Origin of the sequence: Leucobacter luti (genome assembly GCF_004217175.1) — a bacterium.
Classification (GTDB): Bacteria; Actinomycetota; Actinomycetes; order Actinomycetales; family Microbacteriaceae; genus Leucobacter; species Leucobacter luti.
Map to the genome: position 1 here is coordinate 168,854 of NZ_SHKI01000006.1, position 25,281 is coordinate 194,134.

Annotated in this window: 23 protein-coding genes; 20 read left to right on the forward strand and 3 right to left on the reverse strand. The window is 67.8% G+C overall.

What is annotated here, in order from left to right; all coding sequences use genetic code 11:
• Window positions 1-13: 13 nt before the first annotated feature.
• The 7 genes from EV139_RS12180 (at window position 14) to EV139_RS12210 (ending at window position 7,904) form a co-directional block, all read left to right on the forward strand.
• Complete coding sequence (locus tag EV139_RS12180; RefSeq protein ID WP_157993043.1) at window positions 14-1,168, forward strand: ABC transporter substrate-binding protein; 1,155 nt, start codon at window positions 14-16, stop codon at window positions 1,166-1,168.
• A gap of 73 nt (window positions 1,169-1,241) precedes the next feature.
• A complete protein-coding gene (locus EV139_RS12185; RefSeq protein ID WP_130454617.1) occupies window positions 1,242-2,147 on the forward strand; it encodes a branched-chain amino acid ABC transporter permease in 906 nt (301 codons plus the stop codon).
• 3 nt (window positions 2,148-2,150) lie between these two features.
• The gene (locus EV139_RS12190; RefSeq protein WP_130454618.1) at window positions 2,151-4,010 is read left to right on the forward strand and encodes a branched-chain amino acid ABC transporter ATP-binding protein/permease; all 1,860 of its coding nucleotides are present in this window, start codon (window positions 2,151-2,153) and stop codon (window positions 4,008-4,010) included.
• 2 nt (window positions 4,011-4,012) lie between these two features.
• Window positions 4,013-4,726 carry an ABC transporter ATP-binding protein gene (locus EV139_RS12195; protein WP_130454619.1) on the forward strand — a complete coding sequence of 238 codons (714 nt, stop codon included), beginning with the start codon at window positions 4,013-4,015 and terminating at the stop codon, window positions 4,724-4,726.
• A 78-nt stretch (window positions 4,727-4,804) separates the two neighbouring features.
• Window positions 4,805-5,530, forward strand: a complete 726-nt coding sequence (locus EV139_RS12200) for a FadR/GntR family transcriptional regulator (RefSeq protein ID WP_237465226.1) — start codon at window positions 4,805-4,807, stop codon at window positions 5,528-5,530.
• Window positions 5,520-7,064: a gamma-glutamyltransferase family protein gene (locus EV139_RS12205; protein ID WP_241989051.1), complete on the forward strand. Its 1,545-nt coding sequence runs from the start codon at window positions 5,520-5,522 to the stop codon at window positions 7,062-7,064. The genes EV139_RS12200 and EV139_RS12205 overlap by 11 nt, the downstream gene beginning before the upstream one ends.
• A 57-nt stretch (window positions 7,065-7,121) precedes the next feature.
• Window positions 7,122-7,904, forward strand: coding sequence for a sulfite exporter TauE/SafE family protein (locus tag EV139_RS12210; RefSeq protein ID WP_130454622.1), 783 nt, complete (start codon window positions 7,122-7,124; stop codon window positions 7,902-7,904).
• On the opposite strand, the gene EV139_RS12215 is transcribed toward EV139_RS12210, so the two are convergent.
• Window positions 7,882-8,247, reverse strand: coding sequence for an Lrp/AsnC family transcriptional regulator (locus EV139_RS12215; RefSeq protein ID WP_157993044.1), 366 nt, complete (start codon window positions 8,245-8,247; stop codon window positions 7,882-7,884). The two genes, EV139_RS12210 and EV139_RS12215, sit on opposite strands and share 23 nt — an antisense overlap.
• Window positions 8,248-8,385: 138 nt before the next feature.
• Here EV139_RS12215 and EV139_RS12220 point away from each other — a divergent pair, with 138 nt between their 5' ends.
• Window positions 8,386-8,577, forward strand: a complete 192-nt coding sequence (locus EV139_RS12220) for a hypothetical protein (RefSeq protein ID WP_130454624.1) — start codon at window positions 8,386-8,388, stop codon at window positions 8,575-8,577.
• Between the two features lie 12 nt (window positions 8,578-8,589).
• The gene (locus EV139_RS12225; RefSeq protein ID WP_130454625.1) at window positions 8,590-9,795 is read left to right on the forward strand and encodes an amidohydrolase; all 1,206 of its coding nucleotides are present in this window, start codon (window positions 8,590-8,592) and stop codon (window positions 9,793-9,795) included.
• Here the strand turns inward: EV139_RS12225 and EV139_RS12230 are convergent.
• Window positions 9,792-10,811: an Lrp/AsnC family transcriptional regulator gene (locus EV139_RS12230; RefSeq protein ID WP_130454626.1), complete on the reverse strand. Its 1,020-nt coding sequence runs from the start codon at window positions 10,809-10,811 to the stop codon at window positions 9,792-9,794. The genes EV139_RS12225 and EV139_RS12230 overlap by 4 nt on opposite strands.
• A gap of 163 nt (window positions 10,812-10,974) precedes the next feature.
• Here EV139_RS12230 and EV139_RS12235 point away from each other — a divergent pair, with 163 nt between their 5' ends.
• The 9 genes from EV139_RS12235 (at window position 10,975) to EV139_RS12275 (ending at window position 21,475) form a co-directional block, all read left to right on the forward strand.
• The gene (locus EV139_RS12235) at window positions 10,975-12,441 is read left to right on the forward strand and encodes an amidase (protein ID WP_130454627.1); all 1,467 of its coding nucleotides are present in this window, start codon (window positions 10,975-10,977) and stop codon (window positions 12,439-12,441) included.
• The gene (locus EV139_RS12240) at window positions 12,438-13,517 is read left to right on the forward strand and encodes an ABC transporter ATP-binding protein (protein ID WP_130454628.1); all 1,080 of its coding nucleotides are present in this window, start codon (window positions 12,438-12,440) and stop codon (window positions 13,515-13,517) included. The genes EV139_RS12235 and EV139_RS12240 overlap by 4 nt, the downstream gene beginning before the upstream one ends.
• On the forward strand, window positions 13,514-14,479 hold the full coding sequence (locus EV139_RS12245; RefSeq protein ID WP_198677564.1) for an ABC transporter permease: 966 nt from the start codon (window positions 13,514-13,516) through the stop codon (window positions 14,477-14,479). The genes EV139_RS12240 and EV139_RS12245 overlap by 4 nt, the downstream gene beginning before the upstream one ends.
• A complete protein-coding gene (locus EV139_RS12250; protein ID WP_130454629.1) occupies window positions 14,476-15,309 on the forward strand; it encodes an ABC transporter permease in 834 nt (277 codons plus the stop codon). The genes EV139_RS12245 and EV139_RS12250 overlap by 4 nt, the downstream gene beginning before the upstream one ends.
• 3 nt (window positions 15,310-15,312) lie before the next feature.
• Window positions 15,313-16,434, forward strand: coding sequence for an ABC transporter substrate-binding protein (locus EV139_RS12255; RefSeq protein ID WP_130454630.1), 1,122 nt, complete (start codon window positions 15,313-15,315; stop codon window positions 16,432-16,434).
• A gap of 79 nt (window positions 16,435-16,513) precedes the next feature.
• The gene (locus EV139_RS12260; RefSeq protein WP_130454631.1) at window positions 16,514-17,803 is read left to right on the forward strand and encodes a CaiB/BaiF CoA transferase family protein; all 1,290 of its coding nucleotides are present in this window, start codon (window positions 16,514-16,516) and stop codon (window positions 17,801-17,803) included.
• Entirely contained in the window at window positions 17,800-19,341 is a 1,542-nt protein-coding gene (locus EV139_RS12265) for a carboxyl transferase domain-containing protein (RefSeq protein WP_130454838.1), read from the forward strand. Before EV139_RS12260 ends, EV139_RS12265 begins: the two co-directional genes overlap by 4 nt.
• A gap of 59 nt (window positions 19,342-19,400) precedes the next feature.
• A complete protein-coding gene (locus EV139_RS12270) occupies window positions 19,401-19,847 on the forward strand; it encodes a MarR family winged helix-turn-helix transcriptional regulator (protein ID WP_130454632.1) in 447 nt (148 codons plus the stop codon).
• Between the two features lie 164 nt (window positions 19,848-20,011).
• Window positions 20,012-21,475 (forward strand): MATE family efflux transporter, encoded by a 1,464-nt coding sequence (locus tag EV139_RS12275; RefSeq protein WP_130454633.1) that lies wholly within the window; start codon window positions 20,012-20,014, stop codon window positions 21,473-21,475.
• A gap of 47 nt (window positions 21,476-21,522) precedes the next feature.
• Here EV139_RS12275 and EV139_RS12280 read toward each other — a convergent pair whose 3' ends face one another.
• A complete protein-coding gene (locus tag EV139_RS12280) occupies window positions 21,523-22,314 on the reverse strand; it encodes an HAD-IIA family hydrolase (RefSeq protein WP_130454634.1) in 792 nt (263 codons plus the stop codon).
• Window positions 22,315-22,571: 257 nt separating this feature from the next.
• Here EV139_RS12280 and pgm point away from each other — a divergent pair, with 257 nt between their 5' ends.
• A complete protein-coding gene (gene pgm, locus EV139_RS12285) occupies window positions 22,572-24,212 on the forward strand; it encodes a phosphoglucomutase (alpha-D-glucose-1,6-bisphosphate-dependent) (RefSeq protein ID WP_130454635.1) in 1,641 nt (546 codons plus the stop codon).
• Between the two features lie 35 nt (window positions 24,213-24,247).
• Window positions 24,248-25,198 (forward strand): prephenate dehydratase, encoded by a 951-nt coding sequence (gene pheA / locus EV139_RS12290; protein ID WP_130454636.1) that lies wholly within the window; start codon window positions 24,248-24,250, stop codon window positions 25,196-25,198.
• The last annotated feature ends 83 nt before the right edge of the window (window positions 25,199-25,281 follow it).

Here is a 25,281-nt window from a genome sequence, read left to right on the forward strand (position 1 = left end):
GGAAGTGATGACGATGAGAAGCAGAAGAACCGCCGCCCTCGGGCTGACCGCTGGTGCGGCACTACTCGTACTGAGTGCCTGCTCCCCTGCAAGCTCCAGCGGCGGTGACGGGGGGAGCTCAGAGGGCGCAATCCCGCTGGGCTACACCGCGACGCTCTCGGGCGACTTCGCGAGCTACGGGCTTGAGATGCGCGAGGGAATCGACCTCGCAATCGAAGAGATCAACGCCGAGGGCGGTGTGCTCGGACGCGACCTCACCACCGAGGTCGTTGACGACGAGGGGAAGCCCGCGAACGGCCCGGTGATCGCGCAAGAGATGTGCGATAACGCGGAGATCCCGGCGGTGCTCGGCTTCAGCTTCTCGAGTGTTGCCCTGTCCGGGTTGCCGATCTACACGCAGTGTGGGCTTCCAATCGTCGCCTCCGCGGTAACCTCGCCGGAGCTCAGTGGGGCGAGCGACATCTTCTTCCGCACAGTGTTCACGGATGCGTATCAGGGGGCCGAGGCGGCGTCGTTCATCTCAGCGAACCGCGGTGTGAAGAAGGTCGCCGTGCTCTACCAGCAGGACGACTACGGTAAGGGCGTCGCCGACGCGTTCACCGCGGGGATCGAGGAAGCGGGTGGCGAGGTCACGAGCTCGCAGGCGTACCAGCTGGGCACCGTGAACTTCGGCAGCACGGTTGACGCCGCGCTGAAGGATAACCCGGACGCCGTGTTCATCGGCGGCTTCTACACGGAGGCCGGGAAGATCGTGACGCAGATCCGCGACGCGGGATCCGAGTTGCCGATCTTCGCGTCCGACGGCGCAGCAAGCCCGCTGTTTATCGACCTTGCCGGGGACAACGCCGAGGGGGTCGAGGTCTACGCGGCATTCTCCGCGAGCGATCCGAGGGCGGAGTCGTCTGGTTTCGTCGAGTCGTTCTCAACAAAGTACGACAAGGAGCCGAGCTCCTGGGCCGCGCTCGCATACGACGCCACGTACGTGGTCGCCGACGCGATCGAGGCGGCGGGCACCACCGATCGCGCGGATGTCGCGTCCGCCATTCGAGACACGAAGGACTTCGCCGGCGTCTCAGGGAGTATCAGCTTCGACGACGAGGGAAACCGAGTCGGGGAGCTGACGTTCCAACGAGTCGAAGACGGCAAGTTTGTTGTGATTACCGAGTAGCCACTTTGGCGGGCACCGTGATGCGGCGCCCGCCAAAGCGGCTTCCTCCGCTCAACTATTACGGAGATAAGTGATGCAGGAAATCATCAACGGACTCGCGGTCGGTGGGATTTACGGCCTCCTCGCGGTCGCGTTCAGTGTGGTGTACGGCGTGCTGGGAATGGTCAACTTCGCCTTTGGCGAGATCTTCATGTTCGGTGCCTTCGGGGCGCTCGTTGCCGGGCAAACTCACAACGTGATCGCGGGAACCGCGGTCGAGGGCACGGCGTTCCCCGCGTGGCTCGCGATCCTGATCGGGGTGATCGTCGGTGCTCTCGTGGGCTGGCTGATCGAACGAATCGCATACCGGCCGCTCAGAAACGCCCCAATACTCTCAATGCTCATCACGGCAATTGCCGTGTCGATGCTGCTTCGGGCAGTCGCGACCTTCCTGTTCGGGGCGGCTCAGGTGCCCGTCGAACGGCCGGATCTTGGCGACCCGATCATGGTGCTCGGCGCCAGGGTGCAGCGCATCGACGTCGTCGTGCTCACGGTGGCCGTACTCGTGACGCTGGCGTTCTGGGCCGTCATTCGGTTCACCCCCATCGGGCGCGCGATCCGCGCGACTGCCGAAGACAAGGACGCCGCCCGCCTCATGGGCATCGGCGTGGACCGCGTGATCTCAACAACGTTCATCCTCGGGTCGGCAATGGCTGCGATCGCCGGGCTGCTGTACTCGCAGCGCTACGGGTTTGCTGCGGCGACGATGGGATTCCTGCCGGGGCTGAAGGCCCTGGTTGCAGCGGTGCTCGGTGGAATCGGGAGCATCCCCGGCGCGTTTGTCGGTGGCCTCGTGCTCGGAGTGAGCGAGGAGCTCGCTGCCGCATACGTGCCGCAGGGATCCGCCTACCGCGACGTGATCGCGTTTGGAATTCTCGTGATCATCCTGTGGCTCCGGCCGCAGGGCCTGTTTGGCCGACGAGAGGTGCAGAAGGTCTAAATCATGTCGAATACTCATACCACCCCGATAGTGGTCATCAAGCCAGAACTGGGCCTGCACCGCTGGCTCTGGCCCGGTGTCTTCCTGGTGATCGGACTCCTCGCCCCGCTGGTATTGCCGGGCGATAAGTGGGTACGCGTCGCGGCGCTCGCGCTGGTCTACGTCGCACTCGCCTCGGGCCTCAATATTCTCGTGGGCCTCACTGGGCTGCTCGATCTCGGCTTCATCGCCTTCTTTATCGTCGGAGCGTACACCGCAGCGATATTCACGGTGAGTACGTTCGGACCGCTCCTCGCTGAGAACCCGGCGGCGCTCGCCTGGGTGCTCCCAATTAGCGTGGTTGCGGCGATCGTGTTCGCCGGCATCGCGGGATCGATCATCGGCTATCCGACGCTGCGTGCCCGCGGAGACTACCTCGCGATCATGACGCTCGCGTTCGGTGAGATCGTGCGAATCGTGTCGATCAACTGGACCGAATTCACCGGGGGTGCGGTCGGCATTCGAAACATCCCGGCCCTCAATTTTGTTGACGGGAGCATGGTCCCGCCCACGACCACCTACTACATCATCCTCACGGTGGTCGTGATCCTGATCGTCGCGCTCGCTTCGCTGATCGCCTCACCCGTTGGCCGTGCCTGGGTGGCGATTCGCGAGGACGAGCTCGTCGCCGCCTCGATCGGCATCCGCACCAGACGGTACAAGCTGCTTGCGTACGTGGTCGGTGCCTCGACCGCGGGCGTGATCGGGGTCTTCTTCGCCCACATGAACCAGTTCGTGAATCCAGACAGCTTCACGCTCGAGGACAACTTCATCGTGTTGAGCCTCGTGATCCTTGGCGGCGCGGGAACGCTCTGGGGGCCCATCACTGGCGCGGCGCTCTGGATTTTCTTCCAGGCGGTCGCGAAAGACATCCCGCTGATCCAAGCGCACCCTGAGTTCCGCACCGGCTTCCTCGCTCTCATTGTGATCGTGCTGATGATCCTGCGGCCGGGCGGGATCATTTCGAAGCGGCTTGAGCTGACCCGGGCCCGCGGCGGGACGGTCCCGCCCGTGGGTGAACTCGTTCGCCCGGACGCGGAGCAGCCGGTTGCACCCGGTGCTGCGGTGCTGCGGCTGCAAGAGGTCAAACAGGTGTTCGGCGGCCTCACCGCGCTCGAAGCGGTCACATTCGACCTGAAGCACGGTGAGGTGCTCGGCTTGATGGGGCCCAACGGTGCGGGGAAGTCGACGCTGCTCAACGCGATTTCCGGGGTGACAAACGCGACCTCCGGGACCATCGAGTTCTTTGGAGAGCGCACCGAGCGGCTCGAATCGAGCGCGGTATCGACACGTGGCATCGCGCGCACCTTCCAGACCGTGCGGTTGTTCTGGGACATGACCGTGCTCGAGAACCTCCTGGTCGGTGGGCACTCGCGTCTCGCCGGGTTCGTGCCAAAGTTCCTCTCGCCGTTCCCATTCGTGCGCAAGAGCGAGCGATTCACCGTCGAAGAGGCCGAGGAAGTACTCGCGTTCGTCGACGCGTGGGAGTGCCGGGACCGCAGAGCGTCGTCCCTCGATGCCTACCAACAGCGCAAGGTCGAGATCGCCCGGGCGCTCATGACGCGGCCGCGGGTGCTGTTGCTCGACGAACCGGCCGCCGGTCTCAACGAGAGTGAAACGCGAGACCTCTCGACGCTGATTGCGCGGATCAGGGAGCACGGAATCGACGTAATCCTGATCGAGCACGACATGGATCTCCTGATGGGGGTCTCCGACCGAATCGTTGTCCTCGACCACGGCGTGATCATCGCCGACGGCACGCCAGCGGAGATTCGAAAGAACCCCGCCGTGCTTGAGGCCTACCTGGGGAGTGATGCAAAGTGAGGATGCTCGAAGTACAGGACCTCAATGTCCGCTACGGAGTCGTCCGCGCGGTGCTCGACGCGAGCCTGCACGTAGACGAGGGAGAACTCGTTGTGGTCGTCGGTGCGAACGGCGCGGGCAAGAGCAGTCTGCTCCGCGCGGTCGTGGGGCTCAATAAGCACCGGGGACAGATTGAGTTCGGCGGGAGGCAGATCACTGGCCTTCGCGCGGAGCAGCGGGTGAAACGTGGACTCACGCTGGTCCCGGAGGGGCGGCACATTTTCGGGCGGATGAGCGTGCTCGAAAACCTGCAGGTCGCTCACTGGGGTGCCACGACGAACCTCGCCGCCGAGATTGCCGGGGTCTTCGAACGCTTCCCTCGCCTGGAAGAGCGGAAACACCAGACCGCGGCAACCCTCTCCGGCGGGGAACAGCAGATGCTCGCGCTGTCGCGGGCGCTGATCCGGCACCCGCGACTCCTGATGCTCGACGAGCCGTCGATGGGGCTTGCGCCGAAGATTGTGGCGCAGATGTTTGAGATCATTGAGGAGATCAATGCTGCGGGCACGAGTGTGCTGCTGATCGAGCAAAACGCGCGAATGGCGCTCTCGATCGCGCACCGTGGCTACCTCATGGAAACCGGGACGCTTTCCGGCGGTGGGGATGCGCGTGTGATGCTTGAGGATGAGCGTCTCCACGAGGCCTACTTCGGCAAGAGCGCCGAGGCCGAGGACTAACCGTGGTTCGCGGCAGCGGCGGCCGCTCGCGGTCAGCGACGAATTGAGATGAGAGTGGACAGTATGGACTGGGGTTCGATGAATCGGGGAGAGACCCTCTCCGTGCCAGACCGGCTCTCGGTCGACCTTGAACGGTTGATTCTTGAGGGCGATCTCACACCGGGCGAGAAGCTCCCCGCGGAGCGCGATTTGGCGCAGCTGCTCGGCGTCTCCAGAGTGTCGATCCGCGAGGCGCTCCGTGAGCTTGAGAACCGCGGTCTCATCGATCGCAAGCCCGGGCGCGGCACCATCATTCTTGCGCCGGGCGAGTCCTCTGGTGCCGCGGACGAGGTGATCGAGGCGTTCTCCGCCCTGCGCACGGAGCTGTCAGACATCATGGAACTGCGCGCGATCGTCGAGCCTCCCATCGCTCGAATCACCGCGGCACGCGCGCAGCCGCGCGACCTGACCCAGCTCGAAGAGCTCGTCAAAGCGATGGAGCTCGACGTCACGAAGGATCGCTACGCAGAGCTCGATCGCGCCTTCCACCAGGCGATCGCGCAGTACACCCACAACCCACTGCTGTCGCTCATCAACGAGCAAATTGCGAATCAGATTGCCCCGAGTCGCGCCAGTCGCTACCAGACGAAGGCCCGGCGCCAGGCGTCGAGCGTGGCGCACCGCCGCATCTACGAGGCAATCGCCTCCCGGGACGGCGATCTCGCCGAGACCGAGGCGCGGGCCCACGTGCACGACATCAGCCGTGAGATCGCCCGAGCATCCGAGGATGGGGCTCCGCAGAAGGGACAGCGCCGTGGCCAGTGACGCAGCCCCCACCGGCGGCGCGATCTCCACGTCGCACCACCTCGCGACCGCGGCCGGGGCCGCCGCTCTTGAAGCCGGCGGCAACGCGGTCGACGCGGCGCTCGCCGCAGCCGCGACGCTGTGCGTCGTGTATCCCAACAACGTGGCGCTCGGCGGCGACCTCGTGGCCCTCGTGCGCAGCCCGGACGGCGAGATCAGGTTTCTGAACGCCACGGGAGCGGCGCCGGCCGCGCAGTCGCTCGCGGCGCTGCGCGAGACGCACGGCGACGCGCTTCCGTTGCGGGGCATCGACACGGTCACCGTGCCCGGCGGCATCTGCGGGTGGAACTCGCTCCACGAATACGGGGCCACCCGGCCGTGGGCGGCGCACTTCGAGGCCGCGATCCGGCACGCCGAGGAGGGGTTCCCCAACTCGCGCTCGGTCGCCGCCGCCCTCGTCGACGATCGCGGCTCACTCGAGCGCGATCCCGGCGCCCGCGCAGTGTTCTACCCCGGCGGCGAGCCGATCGCCGAGGGGGCGCCGCTCGTGCAGCCCGCGCTCGCCAGGACGCTCCGCCGGATCGCCGACGGCGGCTCCGCCGAGTTCTACGAGGGGGAGACCGCGGAGCGCTGGATCGCGGGCCTCCAAGCGCTCGGATCGAAGATCACCGCGCAGGACGCGATCGACTACCAGGCGTATTGGGCCGAGCCGCTCGAGGGCGAGTTCGCCGGGCACCGCGTGGTGACCGGCCCGCCAAACACCTCCGGGTTCATGCTGCTGCGCGCGTTGAACGAGGTCGCCGCCGGGATCGAGGATCCGCTTGGCGCGGGCGCCGGGCGTCTCGCACGCGCGTTCCGCGACGCGAACATGGTCCGCGCCAGCCACCTCGCCGACCCCCGCTTCGGTGGCGCCTCGGGCTCGGAGCTCATCGGCATGCACGCGCCGGAGTTCCCGGTCTCCGGCGCCCCGAAGGCGAGCGGGGACACCGTGGGGTTTGCTGCGATCAGCGACGACGGCTGGGCGGTCTCGTTCATCAACTCGGTCTACTGGAGCTTTGGGGCGCACATCCTTGAGCCGGAGACGGGGATCCTGTTCCAGAACCGCGGCACCTCGTTCTCGCTCGACCCCGCCTCGCCAAACGCGTTCGCACCGGGCAAGCGCCCGCGGCACACGCTCATGCCCGTGCTCATCCTCCGCGGCGACGAGGTCGCGTGGGTGCCGGCCACCATGGGTGGGGCCGCACAACCGCAGATCCACGCCCAGCTCCTGCTGCGCTCGCTTGCCGGGGCCACGCCCCACGAGGCGACGCACGCACCGCGCTGGATGGTCGAGGAGTGGCTCGGATCAGGCACGCCGGCGGTCATGGCCGAGGCCGACGTCCCGGCCGCAACGCTCGCGGCGATCGCCGCCGCCGGCTTCGCGATCACCGAGGTGCCGCCGTACACGGAAGACCTGGGGCACTCAAACCTCATCCGCGTCGCGCCCGACGGCCTCGCCGCCGCGAGCGACCCCCGATCAGACGGATCCGCGATCATCGTGCCGGCCCCCAGCTAGCGCGCGCGGGATCGCCCGCCGCCGCCATCACGACCAGACTCGCAGAATCGACGCTTCATGACTCAGCCCTCCCGCTCAAGCATTTTCACCCTCGCCGTGCTCGGCGCGATCACCGGACTCCTCTCCGGCCTGTTCGGCATCGGGGGAGGTGTGGTCCTCGTCCCGATGCTCGTGATGTTCCTCGGTTTCCAGCAGCGCCTTGCCGCAGGCACCTCCGTGGCCGCGATTCTCCCGGCCGCGGTGGTCGGCGGCATCGGCTACGGGGTGCAGGGAAACGTCGACTGGATCGCCGCGATCGCACTCGCGGCCGGCGTGATCGTGGGCGCGCAGATCGGCAGCTACCTGCTCTCGCGGGTGCCCACCGGATTCCTGCGCTGGCTGTTCATGGGGTTCCTCGCGGTCGTCGTGGTGAGCCTGTGGTTCGTGGTGCCGCAGCGGGACGCCGAGATCGAGAAGACCGTGCTCGTGATCGTGCTGCTCGTGGTGACGGGGCTGGTCACGGGGGTGCTCTCCGGCCTGCTCGGGGTCGGCGGCGGTGTCGTCGTCGTGCCGGTGCTGATGTTCTTCTTTGGCGCCAGCGACCTCATCGCGAAGGGGACCTCGCTCATCATGCTCATCCCCGGCTCGATCTCCGGCACGATCGGCAACTCGCGGCGGCGCAACGTTGATCTGCGCGCCGCCGCGGTGCTCGGGATCGCGGCGAGTGTGCTCTCGCCGCTCGGATCGGTGATCGCGACGCACATCCCGCCGTTCTGGTCAAACGTCGCGTTCTCGCTGTTGCTCGCTTTCGTGCTCGGGCAGATGCTCTTCAAAACCCTCAAGAAGAACAAGAACTCCTAGTCGGCGGGGCGCAGGCGACCGCCCCGCTTGCGCGCGCGCTGTGGATCAGGTCGGTGCGCACGTGCTGCGAGTATTTCGCCCACACTGGCCGTGCGAGCAGCAGGTAGAGCGCTGCGTGCGAGGGTGTCACGATGTTGACCAGCAACTGCGAGGTCCCCGCGATCGCGGCGGCGTAGCGGACCTCGGGCCAGCGGGTGAGGTGCTGCCCCAGCGCTTCGACGTGCTGCGGCGCGGCCTGCACCCACAGCACCGCCTCGACGCTGAACCCGACGTCGGCCGGGTCCACGATCGCGCGAATCGAGAGCTGCCCGGATCCGAGCAGCCAGTCGATGCGTCGCGCCAAGCCCGGATCGTCTTGAAACACTTGAGCACCGGGAACGCCGCGAACCGCACGAGCCCCGGGATTGCTGGCACCTGGAGCTCAAGCACCTCACTGAGATTGTCGTGGTACCCGAGCTCTACGACGATGTCGTGCTCACCCGTGGTGGCGATGCGAAACCTGCGGGCCACGCTCGTGGCGGTGGTGGTGGGCATTGCGCTCCACTTCGCCCTGATCCCGAGTTTCGAGCAGCTCGCGCCGTTCGCTACGGCGATCGCAGTAGGCTGTACCATCCTGTTCTCGTGGATCGTGCGAGACCGGTCGAAGTTCACGCGTTCAGAGTCAGATGAATGAGGAGTTGTCGCTATGTCACCCACGAACATGATCGATTCGGAACAGTCTCTGCTGCACGAAAGCTACCTGCACCTGCACCGGAACCCAGAGCTGTCGATGCAGGAGCACCGCACCGCAGAGTTCATTGAGGGCAAGCTTGAAGAGCTCGGTATCGAGCACCTGCGGTGTGGCGGCACCGGGGTCGTTGGGGTGCTGCGCAACGGCGACGGTCCCGTGGTCGCGTTCCGAGCCGACACCGACGGCCTGCCGATCCGTGAGGACACCGGGGTCGATTACGCCTCGGTGGCCACCGGGACACTCGCCGACGGCACGGAGGTTCCGGTGATGCACGGCTGCGGCCACGACACCCACGTCGCGGCGGCGCTCACCGCCACCGCAGTGATGGTGCGCGAGCGCGACAGCTGGCGCGGAACGATCGTGTGGGTGTTTCAGCCCGGCGAGGAGACCGCGGCGGGTGCGGCGGCCATGGTGGCTGACGGGCTGTGGGACCGGGCGCCGAAACCCGAGCTCGTGCTGGGGCAGCACGTGGTTCCACAGGTGCCGTCGGGCGCAGTGGGGCTCGCCTCGGGCAGCGCGATGGCGATGGCCGACTCACTTCGGGTCACCGTGTTTGGTACCCAGTCGCACGGCTCGCAGCCGCAGAACGCGATCGACCCGGTGGTGCTTGGTGCGCACATGGTGGTGCGGTTGCAGACCATCGTGGCGCGTGAGCTCTCACCCCAGGAGCCCGCGGTGGTCACCTGCGGCACCTTCCACGCGGGCCTGAAAGAGAACATCATCCCCGACCGGGCGGAGTTCACGATCAACGTGCGCACGCTCACCGAGGACGTGCGCTCCCGGGTGCTCGAAGCGATCACCCGCATCCTCAACGCGGAGGCCGCGGCCTCGCGCGCGCCGCAGCCGCAGATCGAGGAGATCTACCGGTTCCCGCTGCTGCACAACGACCCGCAGCGCACAGAGCAGGTCGCGGCCGCGCTCCGGGCGGAGCTGGGGGCTGAGCAGGTCGTCGCGCTCGCGCCGTCGATGGGCTCCGAAGACTTCGGGTGGCTCGCCGAGAGTATCGGGGTGCCAAACGTGTACTGGGTGTTCGGGGGGTTCCCCGCGGATCGCGCGGATCCCCCCGTCAACCACTCGCCGTTCTTCTTACCCGACATGGAGCCGACCCTCAGCACGGGGGTGCGCGCGGCGGTCGGGGCGCTGCGCGCGGCGCTGGGCTAGCCGGCGGCGGCCTCCTCCGGCCGCGGCGTGCCGTGCGAGACCAGCACGTCGCTGCGTTTGAAGTGCGAGAGGATTGGGCTCGCCGTGATCCGAGTCGCGGTGTCCCCGAGCCGGGCGTCGAGCCGCCGCAGGGTCTCGTGCAGCTCGACGTGCGATTCGAGCGTCAGGAGTGCCTGGACCTGGCCCAGCCCGGGCACCTCGGCGGCCCAGCGGGTGCGCCAGTCGTCGGCGACGAGTGCGGCGATCTCGTCGAGGCGGGCGACTGGAGCTTCGACGGTGAGGCTCGCCTCGAGCGGGAATCCGAGCAGCGCCGGGTCGATCACGGCGCGAATGCTGAGATAGTCGGCCTGCTGCAGCTGGGCGATTCTGCGACGCGCGGTCGGCTTCGCGACCCCCACGTTCGCTGCGATCGCGTCGATGCTGAGCCGGCCGTCAGCGCGCAGCAGCCGGACGATTTCACGGTCGGTCTCGTCGGGCAGCGGGGTGATCGCAGCCCGTTCGTCGAGCGAGGCGAGCAGCGCCCGCGTCTCGTTTTCGCCCAACTGGTCCAGCTGCTCGGTGGACAAGATGTTTGGCTGCCAGCCTCGAACGGTGCGCCGGTAGCGGCCGAGGTAGGAGAACGAGTAGTTGGTGATGGGCTGCTGGGCGAGCTCGCCCTCGATGAAGGCGGCGCGGGAGTCGTCGCGCAGGTAGCACTCCGAGATCACCGCGCTCTCGGTTGCCAACGACGCCACCCAGAGCGTCTCCGGGCGTCCAGCGAACCACGTCGCGACGCGGTTCAGGTCTTTCGGCGCACACTCGATTCGAGCGAAACTGCTGATGCCGCGCTCCTGCAGGAGCGGCTGAGACAGTCCGCGCACTTGGACGAGGCCCTGTTCAAGAAGCCGGGCGCCCCGCCGCGCAATCGTGCGTTCCTGCATTCCTGTGACGCGGGCGATCTCGCGCCAGGACGCGCGACCGTTGCGCAACAGTGCCGCGCAGATCTCGCGGTCGGCCTCATCGAGCGGCTGGTGCATGGCCCTCCTTCAACGTCTCCTGCGCCTATCCTGCCAGATGTTGCGTTCTGGACACGAGTGATACTTGGGGTTGACAAAGTAGTCATTCGTGGTCATTATAAATTCCATATTAAGCATTTCAGGGCGTCGATGATTCTGATTTTGCTCATTCAATGGAGTGTGGGTGGCTGATTTGGAAACCGATCTGTGTCGGATGAGCGCGGAGAGCCAGCTTGCGGCAATGGCCGGAGGGACGCTTTCCGCAGCCGAGCTGCTGAGCGAGACACGCCGACGCTATGAGCTGGCGAACCCGCTGGTCAACGCAATCGTGACCACTGACTTCGCCGCGGCCGAGCGCAGCGCCACTGAATCAGACCGGCGACGGGCTGCGGGCGAGCCCCCGCGCCAGCTTGAGGGGCTTCCCGTCGCGGTGAAGGATCTGGAGCAGACCGCGGGTATGCGCACCACCTTCGGCTCGGCGCTCCACGCCGATTTTGTGCCGACCAGCGACTCGCTCGTCGTCGAACGGCTGCGCGCCGCTGGCGCGGTGATCTACGGGAAGACCAACACCCCGGAGTTTGGCACCGGGTCGCACACGTACAACCGCGTGTTCGGCACGACCACGAACCCGTATGCTCCAGACCGCAGCGCTGGCGGCTCGAGTGGCGGTGCCGCCGCAGCGCTCGCGGCGGGGCTGGTCTCGATCGCCGACGGCTCCGACATGGGTGGATCGCTGCGCACCCCGGCGGCGTTCTGTAACGTGGTCGGGCTGCGCCCCTCAGCCGGACGCGTCCCGAACTGGCCCAGTGACAATGCGTGGGAGACGCTGTCCACCAACGGGCCGATGGGGCGCACGGTTGGCGACACCGCTCTGCTCCTCGGGGCGCTCTCGGCCGGTTCCGACCGTGCCCCGCTCGGCTTCCCCGAGCCGTTCGACACGCGCATTGGCGCGCACGAGCGCCGGCTGCGGATCGGCTGGAGCCGCACACTCGACGGGCTTGAGATCGACCCGGCCGTGACCGAGGTGCTCGAAGCGCACGGACTCCCGACGCTGCTGGAGCTGGGGCACACCGTGACCGACGAGGAGCCCGAGCTCGCCGCCGCAGACACAGTGTTCCGTGTCATGCGGGGCATCGGATACGCCCGCAACTTTGGGAGCCTGCTCGCTGGGAAACGTGAGCTGCTCGGCCCAGAGCTCATCGCAAACACTGAGGCGGGACTGCAGTACTCGCTCGACGACTACCTCGATGCGCGTGAACAGCGCACGCGGGTGTATGCGGGGATGGCGCGGCTGTTTGAGCGCATCGACGTGCTCGCGGCCCCGGTCACCGCGGTGCTGCCGTTCCCAGCTGCGCAGCACTGGCCGCGGGAGATCAACGGCGTGCAGCAGCCCGATTACCTCGAGTGGATGCGCGCGAGCTGGCGCATCACCGTCACCGGGTTCACCGCGATCAGCGTGCCGTGCGGGTTGAGCGCCGGGGGACTTCCCGTGGGGATCCAGCTGATCGCGCCGCCTCGTCACGAAGCGCGGATTCTCGCGCTCGCCGCCCAGTTCGAGCGCGCACGCCCGATGTGGCGCGAGACGCCGCGTGTTCTTGACCACTCCACACCCGATCGGCCACACCGCGAAGAAACGGAGGCGCTTCGATGACTGCATCAGCTGGCGCGACTCTTTCAGTCCAGCAGCTCACCAAGGAATTCACCACCCCCGAGGGCAGCACTTTTGTCGCCCTCAACGGGGTCGACCTCGAAATCCGGACCGGTGAGTTCTTTGTTCTGCTTGGCCCGTCCGGCTGCGGCAAGACGACGCTGCTGCGCTCGATCGCGGGGCTCGAGCAACCGACGAGCGGGGAGATCTGGCTCGGTGAGCACCGAATCGATCAGCTCCCGCCGTACCGACGCCGCGTCAACACGGTGTTTCAGGCGTACGCGCTCTTCCCGCACCTCACGGTCCGCGCGAACATCGCGTTCGGCCTCGAGATGGAGGGAAAGAAGGCGAAGTCGCCTGAGGTGGTCGCCCGGGTCGACGAGATGCTTGAGCTGGTGGGTCTGCAAGACTTCGGGAGTCGGCTCCCGTCCCAACTCTCTGGAGGACAGCAGCAGCGCGTGGCGCTTGCACGCGCGCTCGCCAAGCGGCCGGACGTCCTGCTGCTCGACGAACCGCTGTCGGCGCTCGATCTGAAACTGCGCCGCGAGATGCAGACCGAGCTCAAGCGCATCCAGGTCGAGTCGGGCATCACCTTCGTGTTTGTGACGCACGACCAAGAGGAAGCCATGAGCATGGGCGACCGGATCGCGGTGTTTCAGCGCGGCGAGATTGCGCAGTTGGGTGCACCTCGTGATCTGTACGCCGAACCCGCGAACCGCTTCGTGGCCGAGTTTATCGGCGAGATGAACTTCCTCAGCGTCACGCCGGAGCCGGGCGGCCTCCGAACTCTGGCCGGAGCGCTTATCCACGACGCAGCGCTCAGCGCGCCGCTCGCTGGCGCGGGTGCGACGACCGTTGGGATCCGTCCGGAACACCTCGCAATCGCCGCCGACGGACCACTCAACGGCACTATCGCCGCCGCCCAGTACATCGGCACTGACCTGCGGCTCTGCCTCGACATCGGTGGGGGAGACGAGGTCTGGGTGCGCGTCGCCGCGAGTTACGACGGCCCAACAGCCGTGGGCGAACCGGCCGCGCTGGCAGTCACGCCAGGCGGTGCGCGGGAGGTGGTGGCGTGACCGCGCAGCACCACGCGACGGTGCCGATCGATGTCGCGACCGCAGAAGAATTCCGGCGCACGCGGTGGCGCCGCCCGGGCAGTGCGTCGCCGATCCTGGCACTGCCCGGCATCATCCTTGGCGTGCTGCTCGTCGCGCTCCCGGTGCTCCTCGTGATCACCTACTCATTCATGAGCCAGGCGCCGGGCGGTGTCGGTGTCGCGGGTCCGGTGAGCTTCGAGAGCTGGAGCAAGCTGCTCTTCGAAGAAGACTTCACCGGCACGCGGAGCTTCAACCCGCAGTACCTCGCGATCCTGTGGCGCTCCGTGTGGATGGCGGGCCTCACGACGATTCTCGCAGCGCTGCTCGCGATCCCGACGGCCGTGTGGATCGCAACTCGGCCACCGAGGACGCGCAACCTGCTGGTACTCGCCGTGACCATTCCGTTCTGGACGAACACCCTGATCCGCACCTACGCATGGATGATTCTTCTGAACGACCGCGGGCTGATCAACTCGGGAATCGAAGCGCTGGGGCTCACGCCGTTGCCGCTGTTTCCCAGCCCGTTCGCGACCATGGTGGGGCTCGTCTACGTTTTCGTGCCGTTCATGATCCTGCCCATCTATACGAGCGCGGCAAAGTTCGACTTCCGGCTCGCGGAGGCGGCGTACGATCTCGGCGCGACGCGGTGGCGCGTCATCACGCGCGTGCTCTTGCCGAATCTGCGCGCTGGCATCCTCGCCGGCAGCATGCTCGTGTTTGTCCCAGCGCTCGGCGCATTCATCCAACCGATGCTGCTGGGTGGGGCAAAACTCGACCTGATCGGCACCGTGATTCAGCGCCAGTTTAAGGAGTCGATGAACTGGCCGTTTGGTGCCGCGATCTCGGTGGCGCTGCTGATCCTGACAATGCTGGCGCTGCTCGGTTTCGCGTTCCTCGCGAAGCGGTTCTCGGCGTCTGGCGAGAAAGCGAGCCTGCTGTGAGCAACGCACGTGGGGTCACTGCCGCCGAGCGGGGCGCGCGGAAGCCCGGATTTCGGGCGCTCAACTCCTTCCCCGGATTCGCGGGGATCGGGATCGCGCTGCTGCTGTTTTTGTACCTGCCGCTCGCGGTGATCATCGGGTACTCGTTCAACGCCAACAACATCGTGATGGTGTGGGAGGGCTTCACCTTCGACTGGTTCGTTCGTGTGTTCCAATCCGAGCAGATCCGACAGGCGTTCGGGAACTCGCTGCTCATCGCGGTGTGGTCGACCGCCCTCGTCGTGATTCTTGCGATCCTCTCCGCTGTCGGGCTTGTCAGCATGAAGCGGCGCAATTCAACGCTCGTCAATGGACTGCTCTCCGCGCCACTGATTCTCCCCGAGATCGTCCTCGCCATCGCGATTCTCAGCCTGTTCGCGTTTGTCAAGATCCCGCTCGGGATCCCGGCGATGATCGTCGGCCACGCCGTGGTGGGTCTCCCGTTTGCGCTGATGACGATCAGATCACGCCTGTCGGAGGCCGACTGGAGTCAGTTCGAAGCCGCGGCCGATCTGGGGGCGAACGAGCGTCGCATCTTCCGGCGCATCACCATCCCGATGCTGACACCGGCCATCATCTCAGGGGGCATGCTGAGCTTCATCGTCTCGATGGACAACTTCATCATGTCGTTCTTCACCGCCGGCCCCGGTTCCACCACCCTCCCGCTCTACATCTGGGGGTCCCTCCGCGTCGGTCTCACCCCAGAGATCAACGCGCTCTCGACCATGATCATCGTCGTCTCGGTGGTCGTGCTGATCCTGTCCCAACTCATTACCCGTAAGAAAGGCTGAACCATGAAACTCTCGTTGACGGGCGCACCGTTGCGTCTCACCCTGACGGCGGCCGCAGGCGCTGCACTCCTGCTCGGGGCCACAGCGTGTTCCGCGGCCCCCGCTACCGGAGGAGAATCGGGGGGCGCTGTCGCCGCGTTCCCAGAATCCGGCTCCGGTGAACTGAACCTGTTCAACTTCACGAACTACATCAATCCGGACGCGTTGACGAAGTTCACCGAGGACACCGGGATCAAGGTGAATGTCGACACCTTCTCGTCGGCCGAGGAAATGGTGGCGAAGGTGAAGACCGGCTCCGCGACCTACGACGTGGTGTCGATCTCCGACTACGTCGCCGAGGATCTCATCGCAAGCGGCCAGTTGCTCGAGATCGACGCAATCTCCTTCCCCAACGGGGGCAACATTGAGGCAAGCTTCGTCGACTCGTACTTCGATGAGGGCCGAAAATACACCACCCCCTACGCGGTCGTGTATCAGGGGATCGGTGTGAATCCCGACGAGGTATCCGGAGAGGTCGCCTCGTGGAAGGACTACTTCGGGGTGCCGGACGGGGCCGCAGGCAAGATCAACCTCCACGATAGCCAGACCTTCGTGATTGATGCGGCGCTCATGGCGGTCGGATCAGAGGCCTGCACTACCGACAACGCCGCCTATCAGGACGCACTCGACCTGCTCAACGGGTTCAAATCGGATGTCAAGGTGATCAGCTCGGACGGCACAATCGACCGCATGGCCGGTGGCGAAGTGGTGCTCTCGACCATGTGGAACGGCTCATTTGCTCGGGCGCAGGCGCAGAATCCTGACCTCGAGTACGTCTTCCCCGAAGAAGGCTTCATGATGGGCGCCGACAACCTGGGCATTCTTGCGAACGCCCAGAACCAGGACAACGCAAAGATCTTCCTGAACTGGCTCCTGGAGCCGGAGAACGCGGCGCTCAACGCTGACTTCATCAAGTACTCCTCGCCGATCACCGGCATTGAGGAGTTTCTCGCGGAGCCCGCGGAGGGCGATGCCGCGGTCATCATTGCGGACGCAGAAACCATGCAGCGCGGCCACGACCAGAAGCCCTGCTCCGCTGAGGTGAAGGAGCAGTACGACAAGCTCTGGACGATGTTCAAGGGCTAATCGCGGGGGCTGGCGGGCCCGGCCGTCTCGGCCGGGCCCGCCAGGGGGACCAGCGTCAACGTGTGAAGGAGGACCAGAGATGAGCAAGGGTGCACTCGACGGTGTGGTCGTAGTTGATCTCAGCCGCGCGCTCGCCGGCCCGCACGCCGGCCAGATGTTTGGCGACCTGGGCGCCAGAGTGATCAAGGTGGAGTCCCCGGGAACGGGCGACGACACACGGAGCTGGGGGCCGCCGTTCGTACCGGGCGGCGACGGCGCCGAACACTCGACCTATTTCCTCTCGTGCAATCGCAACAAGGAATCGATCGCGCTCGACCTGAAGAGCGACGACGGCCGCGGCGTGCTCCGACGCCTGGTGGCCCGCGCCGACGTGCTCATCGAAAACTTCCGCACCGGCGTGATGGCCCGGCTGGGCTTCGACACGGCCACCCTCGCGGAGCTGAATCCCCGGCTCGTGCAGCTCTCGATCACGGGGTTCGGCCACGACGGCCCCGAGGCCGACCGCGCCGGGTATGACCAGATCGTGCAGGGCGAGGCCGGCCTCATGTCGCTCACGGGGGCTGGACCCGACGACCCCCAGCGCGTGGGCACCCCGATCGCGGACCTGCTGGCCGGGATCCACGGCGTCGTCGGCGTGCTCGCGGCACTCGTGAAGCGCGGCGAGACCGGGCGCGGCCAGGTGGTGCGCACCTCGTTGCTCTCCTCAATCGTGGGCGTGCACGCGTTCCAGGGCACTCGCGCGACAGTGGCGGGACAGACCCCGCTCGCGCAGGGGAATCACCACCCCTCGATTGCGCCATACGGGCTGTTCCCGTGCCGAGACGGCGCGGTGCAGATCAGCGTGGGCAACGAACGCCTGTGGGCGGCGCTCTGCGCCGAGTTTGGGCTCGACCCGGAGGCGCCGGGCCTCGCGACGAACGCGGAGCGGGTCGCTCATCACGCGCGCACGCTCGAGTTCGTGACCGCCGCGTTCGCGGACCACGACGCCGAGCCCCTGCTGAAACGCCTGCGCGCGGCCGGGATCCCGGCCGGCAAGGTGCGCACACTGCCCGAGGTGTACGCCTGGGACCAGGTGGCCTCGCAGGGCCTGCTCGTCGACGTGGAGCACCCCGCCCTCGGCACCATCACGCTCCCCGGCCCCGCAATCCGGTTCTTCGACCCCGGTTCTGGCTCGGGCGTGAATGCTGACCCCGGTTCCGGCTCGGGTGCGGGTACTGCCCCCGGTTCCGGCTCGGGCGCGAGTGCTGCCCGCGAGTCCGCCGGGGCCGAGGCCGGAGCCGGGGAGATTGAGCGCACGCGCACCTCGCACACCGCGCCGCCCACTCTCAACCAGCACGACGCCATCATCCGCGAATGGTTGGCGTTATGACGCCCCACGCGACGCCCCCGCCCGCCGCACAGCGCCCGCGGCGGCTCTCCGCGACAGCGCTGATCGAGCTCACGGCCGATCCCGGCAGCTACATCAGCTGGGATGCTGCGCCCCGGCAGCCCGATCTCGGGGCGGAGTACCGCGCGGAGCTCGCGGCAGCCGCCGAAAAGTCCGGGGTCGACGAATCGATTATCACGGGCGAGGCCCTCCTCGATGGCCGCCGGGTGGCCCTCATCGCGAGCGAGTTCACCTTCCTCGCCGGCTCAGTCGGAGTTGCCGCGGCCGAGCGGCTGGTGCTCGCCATGGAGCGCGCCACTGCCGAGCGCCTCCCTGTGCTCGCCGCGGTTGCCTCCGGCGGAACCCGGATGCAGGAGGGCACCGTTGCGTTTGTTGCGATGGTGAAGATCGCTGCGTCCGTCGCCGCGCACGAGGCCGCGGGGCTGCCCTACCTCACGTATCTGCGCCACCCGTCCACGGGGGGAGCGCTCGCGTCATTCGGGTCGCTCGGCCAGGTCACCGTTGCCGAGCCGGGCGCGCTCGTGGGGTTCTTGGGCCCCCGGGTGTACGAGGCGCTCTACGATGCGCAGTTTCCCGCCGGCGTGCAGTCCGCCGAGAACCTCGCGCATCACGGGATCATCGACGGGGTGCTGCCGCCGGGGGAGCTGCGCGAGGTGATCTCGCGCACGCTGCGCCTCCTGGAGCGGCCGACGCACGCGGAACTCGTGGCGCGGGCCGCGGATCCCGGAACGGCCGCGGCTGATCCGGCCGGTTCGGTGGACACGTGGGATTCGGTGGTGCGCACCCGAGATCGCGCGCGCCCCGGGCTGCGCGACCTGCTGCGGCACGCGGCCACTGACGTGGTGCCGCTCTCCGGTACCGGGCAGGGGGAGCGGGACCCCGGGCTCGCGCTCTGCCTCGCCCGATTCGGCGGCGTGCCGAGCGTGGTGGTGGGGCAGGACCGCCGCACGCAGCGTTCCCATGCGCCGCTCGGCCCGGGGGCGCTGCGCGCTGCGCGGCGCGCAATGCATCTCGCCGAGGAGCTGCGGCTTCCGCTGGTCAGTGTGATCGATACGCCCGGAGCGGCGCTCTCGCGTGCCGCCGAGGAGGGCGGGCTCGCGTCTGAGATTGCGCACAGTCTCGCGGATCTGGTCACGCACGCGAGCCCCACGCTCTCGGTGCTGCTGGGTGAGGGGACCGGCGGGGGTGCGCTCGCGCTGCTTCCCGCGGACCGCACACTCGCCGCCGAGCACGCGTGGCTGTCGCCGTTGCCCCCGGAGGGGGCCTCGGCGATTGTGTATCGCGACACCGCGCACGCCCCGCAGCTCGCCGAGCAGCAGGGGGTCGCCTCCGCGCGACTGCGCGCGCACGGGATTGTCGACCGGATCGTCGCGGAGCTTCCAGACGCGGCGAGTGAGGCGGAAGCGTTCAGTGTGCGAATGGGTGATGCGATCGCGCAGGAACTCGCGGCACTGAGCTTGCAGCCGGCGGAGCGCCGGCGCGTGATGCGGCTCGAGCGCTACCGAACGCTCGGAGCGTAGCCGGGCCGTTGGTGCGGCGCAGGTTGACAGTTAGTCATCTAACACTTAGTCTTCTAACTATGAGTGATTCGCCCTCGGAACCCACCACTATCCTCGGCCAGCTCCGCTGGATCGCCTGGGCCCAACGCAAAGCGGGGGAGGACTGGATTCGCGAGCGCGAGCTCAGTCACGAGCAGAGCTTCGCGCTCGGCTACCTCACACAACACCCCGGAACGATCCAGCGCGAGCTCGCGCGGGTGACTCGCACGAGCGCGGCGAGCGTCTCGAGTCTCCTCCAGGGGCTCGAGCGGCGCGGGCTCGTGGAGCGGCGCACTGACCCAGAGAACGAGCGGCGCAAGCTGGTGTACGCGACCGAGGCCGGGAGTCAACTCGTCGCTGGTTTCGACACCGCGCTCGTGGGGATCGAGGACGAACTCCTCGCACCGCTTGATCCCGCCGAGCGCGCAGCGCTGCACGCGCTGCTGGCGCGGATCACCGCGCAGCTGCCGCAGCCGACGCGCGACTAACCGGGCCGCGGCCTCGCCCGCGGCACGCCGCCGCGACGCCCCTCATCGCGCAACGCCAGATCCGGCGCGCCCAAAAACTAACACCCGACCGCTCACCACCGACACACCCTTCGATAGCCGACCCGGGTCGGAGCTCGATTCGTGCTGCCCGAAAGGAAACCGCCATGATCGACGCCTCCGCCGCAAACGGCACGCCCCCCACACCCGCGCTGAGCACACCGCCGGCGGTCGGAAGTAACCGCTGGTACCTCTCATCCGCGCCGATCCTGCGCTCGCTCGCCCACCTCTGCATCCCCATGGCGGCGGCGATGATCGTGTCTGCGCTGTACAACGTGATCAACGCGGGGTTCGTGGGCTCCCTGGACGACAGCGCGCTGCTCGCCGCCATCACGCTCGGCACCCCCATGCTCGCACTCGTCATGGCGGTGGGTGGGGTCTTCGGCGTGGGTGGGGGTGCCCTGATCTCGCGCCTCCTGGGCGCGGCCGAGCACGATCCCGCCGCCGCCGACGGAATCAAGCGCGTCTCTGCCTTCTCGCTCTGGGGCGCCGTGCTCAGCGGCGCGATCGTGGCGGTGCTCGGGCTGATCCTGCTCGACCCGCTCGTCTCGCTGCTCGGCGCCGACGCGACGACCGCCGCCGCGACAGCTCAGTACGCCACCGTGATGCTGTGTTTTGTGCCCGTGCTCGCGGCGGCGTTCTGCCTCGAACAGCTGGTGCGCGCCGAGGGCGCCGCCAGGCAGGTGATGATTGGTCTCGTCGCGGCGACCGTGATGAACGTGCTTTTCGACGTGGTGTTTATCCTGGTGCTCCCGTGGGGGGTCGGCGGAGCTGCGCTGTCGATGGGCCTCGCAAACCTGGTCCTCGTGGGGTACTTCGTGACCTGGCTGCGCCGCCACAGCGCCAACGTGCGGCTCTCTCCGCGCTGGTTCACGCTCGCGCCAGACGTACTGCGGCCGGTGTTTGGGATCGGCGTTGGCGAGCTGCTGCAGGCGGCCCTCATGATTGTGACCACGCTCGTGCTGAACAACCTTGCTGCCGGATACGGCGAGCAGGCGCTCGCCGCGATGGGGATCGGCGTACGCATCGCCCAGGTGCCGGAGTTTCTGGTGATGGGCATCACGATCGGGGTGCTGCCGCTCCTCGCCTACGCGTACGGGAAGGGAGACCGCGAGCGACTGGCCGCCGCGCTGCGTGCGTCGGGAGCCTCTGTAGCGGTAGTCGTTGCGCTGTTCGCCACGGCGGTGTTCGTGTTTCGCGAGCCACTGCTCGGGCTGTTCACGAGCGACCCCACGGTGCTCACCATCGGCGTCACGGTGCTCACAGCCCAGCTGGTCGCCACGCTCGCCAACGGCTTCACGGGTCTCCTGAAATCTCTATTCCAAGCGGCGGGCCGCGTGACCCCCACGATCGTGCTCTCGCTGGTCCAGGGCGTGCTATTTCTCCCGATCGTGTTCCTTGGAAACCTCTGGTTCGGGCTCGCCGGCATCATCTGGGCGCTTACGATCAGCGAGGCGCTCGTGCTCGCCGCGGCCACCGCGCTCTGGCTGAGCGCACGTGCAGGGATCCAGCGGGGCCTCGCCGACGGGAGCGAGGTGCGCGCCGAGGCAGTGCTTGCCGAGCACGCATGAGGACGTGCGGCCCCGGCCCGGGGTCGCACGTCACGTGCCTCGCCGAGCTACTCCAGCAGCTCCGCGACCGAGCCGAGCACCTCGTCTGGTCGGAAGGGGAAGCGCTCGATTTCGGAGCGATCCGCGATCCCCGTCATCACGAGCACGGTGTGCAGTCCGGCCTCCATGCCGGCAATGATGTCGGTGTCCATGCGGTCGCCGATCATGCCGGTGTTGTGCGAGTGCGCGCCGATCTTGTTGAGCGCCGAGCGGAACATCATCGGGTTCGGCTTCCCCACGATGTAGGGCTCCATGCCCGTCGCCTTCGTGATGAGCGCGTTGATCGCGCCCGTCGCGGGGAGCGGGCCCTCACGGCTCGGGCCGGTCGCGTCGGGGTTCGTGGAGATGAAGCGCGCGCCGCCAGCGATGAGGCGGATCGCCTTGGTGATCGCGTCGAACGAGTAGTTGCGGGTCTCGCCGATCACCACGAAGTCAGGATTCGTCTCGGTCATGATGTACCCGGCGTCGTGCAGCGCAGTGAGGATCCCGGCCTCGCCGATCACGAACGCTGAGCCGCCCGGCTGCTGCTGCTTGAGGAACGCTGCCGTGGCGAGCGCGCTCGTCCAGATCCGGTCCTCCGGCACGTCGATCCCCGACGCCGAGAGTCGCGCGCTGAGGTCGCGCGCCGTAAAGATCGAGTTGTTGGTGAGCACGAGATAGGGGGTCTCCTGCTCGCGCCAGCGCTCAAGCAGTTCGGCCGCCCCGGGAATCGCCCGATTCTCGTGCACCAGCACGCCGTCCATGTCGGTGAGCCAGCACTCGATTTCATTGCGACGGGGGTGGATCGCGCTCTCGGTCATGGTCTCAGCGTAGTCCGCGCGTGTGAACGGGCGGTTGCGCTGCCCGGTTCTGTCGCGGCGATCGCCCGGGTGGCCGCGAAAATGGCGCGATCCGCCCCCTTTCTGGCCGGATCGGGTGCGGGATCGCGGACCGGATCGGGTGCTGGGCCGCCGGCCGGATCGCGGGCCGGATCGGTTGCGGGGCGCCGGCTCGGCGCGCCCATCCCCGGAACGGCGCGGTCAGGGGCTGCCCCGCGGCTCCGTGGCAGGATGTACCCATGCACGAACGAGCCGGCCAGCCCGCACGCCCCGCGGACCTCATCGACCTCGAAGCCCTGATCGTGGCGTACGCGGAGGTGGTGCCGGATCCGGCACAGCCCACGCAGCGCGTCGTGTTTGGCACGTCGGGGCACCGCGGGTCGGCCCTCACCGGCTCGTTCAATGCCGCCCACATCGCCGCGATCAGCGCGGCCATCGCCGAGTACCGCGCGGCGCAGGGCATCGCCGGACCGCTCTTCATCGGCGCCGACACCCACGCGCTCTCCGCACCGGCCGAGCGCACCGCGATCGAGGTCCTGCTCGCGGCCGGCGTCCGCGTGCTGGCTGCGGCAGGGGAGGGGGACGCGGCGTTCGTGCCCACCCCCGCGCTCAGCCACGCCATCCTCGCGCACAACCGCGGCCGCGCCGCCGACGATCCACAGCGCGCCGACGGCATCGTCGTCACCCCCAGCCACAACCCGCCGGCCGATGGCGGCTTCAAGTACAACCCCCCGCACGGTGGCCCCGCAGACACGGATGCCACGAACTGGATCGCCGCCCGCGCCAACGAGCTCCTGGAAACCGGCGTGGCCGCGATCCCGCGCGCCTCGGAGAGCGCCGTGGTCGCCGTTTCGCGCTTCGACTTCCTCGGCGGCTACGTCGACGCGCTCGCCGCAGTGATCGACGTCGCGGCAATCCGCGATGCTGGCGTGCGGTTCGCCGCGCACCCGCTCGGCGGGGCGAGCGTCGCCTACTGGGCCGCGATCCGGGACCGGCTCGGCATCGACGTGACGGTGCTGGGCGACGGCGTCGACCCGCGCTGGGGGTTCATGCACCTCGACTGGGACGGGAAGATTCGCATGGATCCGTCCTCCGCCAACGTGATGAGCACGGTCGACGCGTTCCGCGGCGAGTTCGCGCTCATCACCGGCAACGACGCGGACGCGGATCGGCACGGCATCGTCACGGCAGACGGCCTGATGAACCCGAACCACTACCTCGCCGTGGCGATCGACTACCTGCTGACGCACCGGCCGGAGTGGCCGGTCGCCGCCGGCATCGGGAAGACGCTGGTCTCATCGGGCATCATCGATCGGGTGGTCGCGGCCCACGGTCGGAGCCTGCTCGAGGTGCCCGTGGGATTCAAGTGGTTTGTCCCGGGGCTCTCGGACGGCAGCGTGGTGTTTGGGGGTGAGGAGAGCGCCGGGGCCTCCTTCCAGCGGCTCGACGGGAGTGCGTGGAGCACCGACAAGGACGGGATCCTGCTCGCGCTGCTCGCCGCCGAGATTCAGGCGGTCACCGGTCAGTCGCCGTCCGAGCGGTATCGCGAGCTCGTGGCGCGTTTCGGCGAGCCGAGCTACGCGCGCATCGACGCGCCCGCATCGCCGGCGCAGAAGGCGCGGCTCGGTGCGCTCGCGCCCAGCGACGTGACCGACACCGAGCTGGCGGGGGATGAGATCACCGCGATCCTGACCCGCGCTCCCGGCAACGGCGCGGCGATCGGTGGGCTGAAGGTGCAGACCGAGCACGCGTGGTTCGCGGCGCGGCCGTCTGGCACCGAGGACGTCATGAAGATCTATGCGGAGTCGTTCCGCGGCGCCGACCACCTCGCGCGCGTGCAGGCTGCGGCGCAGGCCCTGGTGGCGCGGGTGCTCGGCTAGTCTGCGCGAGGCCCCGAAGCGATACTCTGGTGAGCATGTCGCTCAGTCCAGCTCCCGTCCGCCGATACTCCTATCTCGGGCCGGCCGGGACGTTTACCGAGGCGGCTCTGAAGCAGGTGCCGGAAGCGGTGGGGCAGGAGTGGCACGCGGTTGACAACCTGGGGGCCGCGCTCAACGACGTGGCGTCCGGGCGCAGTGACGCGGCGATGATCGCGATCGAGAACTCGATCGACGGCGGCGTGACAGTGGCGCAGGACGCGCTCGCCACGATCCCCGGGCTGCGGATCGTGGGCGAGTATCTGGTGCCCGTCAGCTTCGTGCTCGTGGCTCGCCCGGGGACCCGGCTCGAAGACGTGTCGGTGGTGTCGGGTCACCCGGTCGCCTACGGGCAGTGCCGGGCCTGGCTCGACGCGCACACGGGGCAACACCGGCACCTGATCGCCACGTCAAACGTGCAGGCGGCGGCGGATCTGTTCGATTCGGAGAAAGGGATCGACGCGGCGATCGCGCCGCCCGGCATTGACGACCACTACGACGTCGAGGTGCTCGCGGAGGGCCTCGCGGAGAACCCCGACGCGGTGACCCGGTTCGTGCTCGTGAGCCGAACCGTTCCGGTGGGCGAGCCCTCCGGCGCGGACAAGACCTCGCTGATCGTGGAGCTGCCGGAGGATCGCTCGGGTGCGCTGCTCGACCTGCTTGAGCAGTTCGCGACGCGCGGCGTTAACCTCACGCTGCTCGCCTCCCGGCCGATCGGCGATCGCATGGGGCGCTACCGTTTTGTGATCGACGCCGAGGGGCACGTCAAGGACGCGCGGGTGGCCGACGCGCTGCTCGGGGTGAAGCGCTTCAGCCCGAACGTGGTGTTCCTGGGCTCGTACCCGCGCGCTGATCGTGTCGCGGCGACGACGCGCGCCGCGCACGACGACGACGCGTTCCGCGACGCCCGCGATTGGTTGCGCGGAATTATCTCAGGCGAAGGCGCGTAGCGCCTGAGCGATAATTCCGGTGGCGCCACTGCGCCAGTTATCTCAGGCGAAGGCGCGTAGCGCCTGAGCGATAATTCCGGTGG